4 protein-coding genes are annotated in these 5,592 nt (G+C 52.3%); 1 reads left to right on the top strand and 3 read right to left on the bottom strand.

From position 1 onward, the window contains the following. Window positions 1–475: 475 nt before the first annotated feature. Window positions 476–2,491 (bottom strand): DNA helicase Rep, encoded by a 2,016-nt coding sequence (gene rep / locus ACRPFF_RS10745; RefSeq protein ID WP_432674644.1) that lies wholly within the window; start codon window positions 2,489–2,491, stop codon window positions 476–478. Between the two features lie 19 nt (window positions 2,492–2,510). Next, window positions 2,511–3,275, bottom strand: coding sequence for a type I 3-dehydroquinate dehydratase (gene aroD / locus ACRPFF_RS10750; RefSeq protein ID WP_432674645.1), 765 nt, complete (start codon window positions 3,273–3,275; stop codon window positions 2,511–2,513). Window positions 3,276–3,475: 200 nt separating this feature from the next. Here aroD and recA point away from each other — a divergent pair, with 200 nt between their 5' ends. Continuing rightward, a complete protein-coding gene (gene recA / locus ACRPFF_RS10755; protein WP_003674495.1) occupies window positions 3,476–4,522 on the top strand; it encodes a recombinase RecA in 1,047 nt (348 codons plus the stop codon). 994 nt (window positions 4,523–5,516) lie between these two features. Here the strand turns inward: recA and ACRPFF_RS10760 are convergent. Next, window positions 5,517–5,592: opacity family porin (locus ACRPFF_RS10760; protein WP_432674646.1), on the bottom strand; the 76-nt coding region annotated here is incomplete at its 5' end.

A 5,592-nucleotide genomic window follows, 5' to 3' on the forward strand; every position in this document is an offset into this window, starting at 1 on the left:
TGCTATTTGCACCAAAACACCCGCAAATTGAANATCTCTAAAAAGCTCCGTATAATAAGAAGACATTTCTTGCCTAGGCTGTTTCTCAAAATCAACAAGAAGCTTTTCGATCTCTTCGCTTGTTTGAATTTCCCAATTCTCAATATGATGCTTCAGTTCGATTATTTTATCAACTCGAAGCTTAGTTTTGCTGTTCATATTTCTAGTGAGTATTATTTATCAAGTGAGTATTATTTATCATATGTCCTTTGGAATCAACTTCTGCTGTTTTTCCCTGACTCATTTTTAACTCAATGTCATCTTTAGATATAAAAGTTCTTCCATCTTTGACATTGTTGGGGTCATATGAATGATAGAAGCCACCATCATTTCTTCTCTTATTCATCTGACTCTTATTCAGTTGATTGTGATACAAAGAAGACCCCTCCATATCTCGAGCTGCAAATTGTCTCCGGCTTCGTTTCCCTATCTTGGTTTAATCCGACGGATTGCCTTTTTTCATGCTGTCGAGCCTTCCGATTATATCGGCAAGGTTGCGTCTGCCTTCTTCCTTGCTGACAATCGGCTCGCCGCCTTTGCGGCCTAGGATTTTCAAATCTTCCTGCGGCATTTCGTCTATGAATCGGCTGGGTTCGGGGAACTGCCATGTGCCTTGTTTTTTGCGTTTGACGCAGTGGGTCAGTGTGAGTTGGCGTTTGGCGCGGGTGATGCCGACGTACATCAGGCGGCGTTCTTCTTCGACGTTGCCTTCTTCGATGCTGTCGTTGTGCGGCAAAACACCTTCTTCGCAACCGATAAGGAAAACATACGGATACTCCAAACCTTTGGCGGCGTGTAGCGTGGATAGTGAGACGGCATCGGTTTCTTCTTCGTCTTTTCCTTCCAAAAGCGTCATCAAGGCGACGGTTTGGGCGAGTTCGATGACGTTTTTGCCGTCTTCCCCGCCTTTTCGTGCAAACCATGATACCAAATCGCCGACGTTGCGCCATTTGATTTCGCCTGCTTTGCCTTCTTCGTTTTGCATCAAATGGTTTTCATAGTCGATTTCTTCGAGCAGGCTGTTGATGAACTCGCCCGCTTCGCTGGTTTCGGCTTTGGCGCGGTAACTGCCGAACATATCCATAAAGGCTTGCAGGTGTTGGCGGTTGGTATTGTTCAGCGTGGCAAGGGCTTCTTCGGTTTGCGCGGCTTCATACAGGCTGCATTCGTGTTCGTGCGCGTAAGTGTTGAGCTTGCCCAGCGTTACATCGCCGATGCCGCGTTTGGGCGTGGTAACGGCACGCAGAAAGGCGGGATCGTCGTTGGGGTTGGCAAGCAGCCGCACATAAGACAACACGTCTTTGATTTCGGCTTTGTCGAAAAAGCTTTGTCCGCCGGAGAGACGGTAGGGGATACGAGCGGCGCGTAATGCTTCCTCGAAAATCCGTGCCTGATGTTTTCCGCGGTATAACACGGCGAAATCGGCATATTGGGTTTTGTCGCCGCCGATGAGTTTTTGTTTGATGATTTGGCTGACGACCCACTCGGCTTCGTGCTGCTCGTTTTGGCAGGCAACGACTTTGACGGGCTCGCCTTCGCCCAATTGCGACCAAAGTTTTTTGGTAAACAGCTTGGGGTTGTTTTCGATGACTTTGTTGGCTATTTTGAGAATCCGCGCGGTGGAGCGGTAGTTTTGCTCCAGTTTGATGACCTTCATCTGCGGATAGTTTTCCTGCATTTTGCGCAGGTTTTCCATGTTCGCACCGCGCCATGCGTAGATGGACTGGTCGTCGTCGCCGACGGCGGTAAACATCCCTTCCGCGCCGGTCAGAAGTTTCATCAACGTAAATTGGCAGGTATTCGTATCTTGGCATTCGTCAACCAATAGATAACGCAGCCGCCGCTGCCATTTGTTGCGCACTTCNCTGTTTTGCTGCAACAGCACGGCAGGCAGGCGGATTAAGTCGTCGAAGTCCACTGCCTGATAGCTTTGTAAGGTTTCCTGATAGCTCGCATACACGGGGGCGGTTTGTTGTTCCCACTCATTAGAGGCCGTCTGAACGACATCTTCAGGCGTTTTTAAATCGTTTTTCCACAGGGAAATTTGATGCTGCGCTTTGAATATGGCTTCTTTGCCCGTACCGCCTAAGAGTTCGCCGATGATTTTCGCGCTGTCGGTAGAGTCGAGGATGGAGAAGTTTTTTTTGTAACCGATATGGTTCGCCTCTTCGCGCAGAATCTTCATGCCCAAAGAGTGGAACGTGCAAATCGTCAGCCCGCGCGTTTGCGATTTGGGCAGCATTTTGGCGACGCGCTCCTGCCTTTCCGCAGCGGCTTTGTTGGTAAAGGTAATCGCGGCGACGGTATGCGGCAGATAGCCGACATTGACAATCAAATGCTTGATTTTTTGAGTAATTACGCCGGTTTTGCCGCTGCCGGCGCCGGCAAGCACAAGCAGAGGTCCGCCGAGGTAGCGGACGGCTTCGAGCTGTTGGGGATTGAGTTTCATCATGTTTTGATGCCGTCTGAAATCATTCTGCGCCGCTTTCGAGGCAGTCGAGTGCCGCACGGAGGGCGGATACGCCGATTTGCCCAGGCGCGGAGTTTTGCGTTCCCGAACCGAACGTGATGCTTGAGCCGAACACCTGTCCGGCAAGCCGGCTGACCGCCCCCGTCTGCCCCATCGACATCGTCACAATCGGTTTGTCGGCAAGCTGTTTCGCTTTGAGCGTGGCAGAAAGCAAAGTCAGCACATCTTCTGCGCTTTGCGGCATCACCGCGATTTTGCAGATGTCCGCGCCGAAGTCCTCCATCTGTTTCAGACGGCATACGATTTCTTCCTGCGGCGGCGTGCGGTGAAACTCATGATTGCAGAGCAGGGCGGCGATGCCGTTTTTTTGAGCATTTGCCACGGCGCGCCGGACGGCGGTTTCGCCGGAAAACAGCTCGATATCGATAATGTCGGGCAGGCGGCTTTCGATCAGCGCGTCGAGTAGTTCGAAATAATAATCGTCCGAACACGGGAACGAGCCGCCTTCGCCATGCCGTCTGAACGTAAACAGCAGCGGTTTGTCGGGCAGCGCGTCGCGGACGGTCTGCGTGTGGTGCAATACTTCGCCGATGCTGCCCGCGCATTCCAAAAAGTCGGCGCGGAACTCGACGATGTCGAAGGGCAGGTTTTTGATTCGGAATAGCACGGAGGACAAATCGGCGGCATCTCGGGCGACAAGCGGCACGGCGATTTTGGTGCGCCCGCTTCCGATAACGGTATTTTTGACGGTAAGGCTGGTGTGCATGGCGGTTCAGGCGGCTGGCGGGAAAAGTAAGGGTGTCATTATAGCAAAGGAGGGGCAATGTTTCAGACGGCATTCGGTCTGAAGCGGATGGTAGCCCCCGAAAGGCAAACATGCGATAATGACCGACCGATTCATATTCCGCGCCGCAGCCCGTGCTGTGCCGCATATTACATACCGCATTTGTTCCGGAGGAACCCCCCATGTCAGACGACAAAAGCAAAGCCCTTGCCGCCGCCTTGGCGCAAATCGAAAAAAGTTTCGGCAAAGGCTCCATCATGAAAATGGACGGCAGCCAGCAGGAAGAAAATCTCGAAGTCATTTCCACCGGTTCACTGGGTTTGGACTTGGCACTCGGTGTCGGCGGCCTGCCGCGCGGCCGTATTGTCGAAATCTTCGGTCCGGAGTCGTCCGGTAAAACCACTCTCTGCCTTGAGGCGGTCGCACAGTGTCAAAAAGACGGCGGCGTGTGTGCCTTTATTGATGCGGAACATGCCTTCGATCCCGTTTACGCGCGCAAGCTCGGCGTTAAAGTAGAAGAGCTCTACCTTTCCCAGCCCGATACCGGCGAACAGGCTTTGGAAATCTGCGATACGCTTGTGCGCTCCGGCGGTGTGGACATGGTGGTCGTCGACTCTGTNGCCGCTCTCGTCCCCAAAGCCGAAATCGAAGGCGACATGGGCGACAGCCACGTCGGACTTCATGCGCGGCTGATGAGTCAGGCTTTGCGCAAACTGACTGGACACATCAAAAAAACCAATACCCTGGTCGTATTCATCAACCAAATCCGCATGAAGATCGGCGTGATGTTCGGCAGCCCGGAAACCACCACCGGCGGCAACGCGCTCAAATTCTATTCTTCCGTCCGCCTCGATATCCGCCGTGCGGGTCAGATTAAAAAAGGCGAGGAAGTCATCGGTAACGAAACCCGTGTCAAAGTTATCAAAAATAAAGTCGCCCCCCCGTTCCGTCAGGCAGAATTCGACATTTTGTACGGCGAAGGCGTAAGTTGGGAAGGCGAGTTGATTGATATAGGCGTGAAGAACGACATCATCAACAAGTCCGGAGCCTGGTACAGCTATAATGGTGCGAAAATTGGTCAGGGCAAAGACAACGTCCGCGTCTGGTTGAAGGAAAATCCTGAGGTTGCCGATGAAATCGATGCGAAAATCCGTGCATTGAACGGCGTGGAAATGCACATCACCGAAGGAAAATTGGACGAAACCGACGGCGAGCGTCCCGAAGAATAAAATTTGAAATCCCGATAAACGGTACTTCTGTTGCGAAGTACCGTTTTTTTTGAGCAGCCTGCCGGTTTGGTTTATTTTGTCCGGATTCGGTCGGCATTGGTTTTCAGGCCGGATGGTGTTTGAATATACGGGGCGGTATCGGCATTGTTTGATATGGAATCCCGATTAATATTGTTTTCGTTCGGCAGGGCCGTAGGGGCGGACTGCGGATTGTGGTGTAGGGCAGTCGTAGGGCGGATGCGTAGAGTGGCGTTAGGGCGGATGTAGCAACTGTATTTTTGCCCGACGGGGTGAAAAATACAGTTGCTACGCCCACTGGATTCCCGCCTGCGCGGGAATGACGGGTTTCAAGATTACGGTGTTGTCGGGGATGACGGTTCGGGTATTTCCTTACGCCTGTCCTGCGCCTGTAAACGGCAAGTGCATCAAAAATACCGTCTGAAGGTTCAGACGGCATCGGTATCGGGGAATCAGCGAGCCGGAGGGTGTGCTTCAGCCCGCCATTTCCATCAATCCAACATTTCTACCGTTTTCATCGAATCCATCGAATCCGCCCCTTTCGACGACCCAGTCCTACGCAACTGAACCGTCATTCCCACGAAAGTGGGAATCTAGAACGTGGGGTTTGAGCAACTGTTTTTATCCGATAAGTTTCTGTGCGGACAGGTCTGGATTCCCGCCTGCGCGGGAATGACGAGTTTCAAGATTACGGTGTTGTCGGAACGCAACTGAACCGTCATTCCCACGAAAGTGGGAATCTAGAATCTCGGGGTTTCAGTCATTTCCGATAGATTCCCGCCGCGTCGGGGGTCTGGATTCCCGCCTGCGCGGGAATGACGGGTTTCAAGATTATGGTGTTGTCGGACGGATTTCAAGATTACGGTGTTGTCGGGAATGACGGTTCGGGTATTTCACTACGCCCGCCCCGCGCCTGTAAACGGCAAGTGCATCAAAAATGCCGTCTGAAGGTTCAGACGGCATCGGCATCGGGGAATCAGAAGCGGTAGCGCACGCCCAATGAGGCTTCGTGGGTTTTTAAGCGGGTGTTTTCCAAGTGTCCCCAGTAGTGG

It is taken from the genome of Neisseria sp. SLRRB23 (assembly GCF_050896295.1).
Lineage (GTDB): Bacteria > Pseudomonadota > Gammaproteobacteria > Burkholderiales > Neisseriaceae > Neisseria.

Coding starts and splice junctions, on each gene's coding strand:
- aroD (WP_432674645.1), bottom strand. CDS start 3,275: ATGCACACCAGCCTTACCGTCAAAAATACCGTTATCGGAAGCGGGCGC.